This is a genomic window from Pseudoxanthomonas kalamensis DSM 18571 (assembly GCF_010211745.1).
Classification (GTDB): domain Bacteria; phylum Pseudomonadota; class Gammaproteobacteria; order Xanthomonadales; family Xanthomonadaceae; genus Pseudoxanthomonas_A; species Pseudoxanthomonas_A kalamensis.
Genome location: NZ_PDWQ01000090.1, coordinates 1 through 588, shown reverse-complemented (window position 1 = coordinate 588; position 588 = coordinate 1). Strand labels below are relative to the sequence as shown.

General features: G+C 64.3%; 1 protein-coding gene. It reads left to right on the top strand.

Annotation, left to right across the window (positions count from 1 at the left end):
- Window positions 1-293: 293 nt before the first annotated feature.
- Window positions 294-588, top strand: a 295-nt coding sequence (locus tag CSC70_RS14150) for an XAC0095 family protein (protein ID WP_425501602.1), incomplete at its 3' end; no start/stop codon positions are given.

Genomic DNA, 588 nt, shown 5'->3' with positions numbered 1-588 from the left:
GTCGCGTTCTTGGCCCGTTGCAGGGGATTGACATGGCGTGGACTCGATAGCAGTCTCTACTTAAGGAGCGTCGAAACTCCTCACGTAGCGGTACCCACCTCCGACAAACCGGTGGGTTTTTTGTGCTTGCATGCTTTGCAATCGCAAGCCGACGCGATGCCTGCGTCGGGAGGGCGGCTAATACAACACCCTTCGGGGAAATACGCCCGCCGGCTCTCTGCGGTTTCGAACCTCCCGACTTCCCGTCCGCCATACGTGGCGGATAGACCCCTTCATGGAACGAGGAGGCAACGATGGCGCACGACCGTTTGGACGACGAAGACATGCCCGGCTACTTCCTGCCGGAGGACAGCCAGTTCCGCCTGGCGAAGCTGCGCGATCACGTGCGCTTCCTGGTCCGGCTGGCGCTGCCGCGCACGCAGGCTGAAGAGCGCGCCGCCGAGCCCAAGGTGCGCATGGGCGAACTGGCGCTCTGTCTGGAGCTATTGGCCGATCAGGTGGACCTGGTGCTGGACGCGCTGTCCTATCCCGCCCAGCGGACCGACACCATGCGCGACGCCTGGTCCGATGCCACCGCCCAGCCGGGGT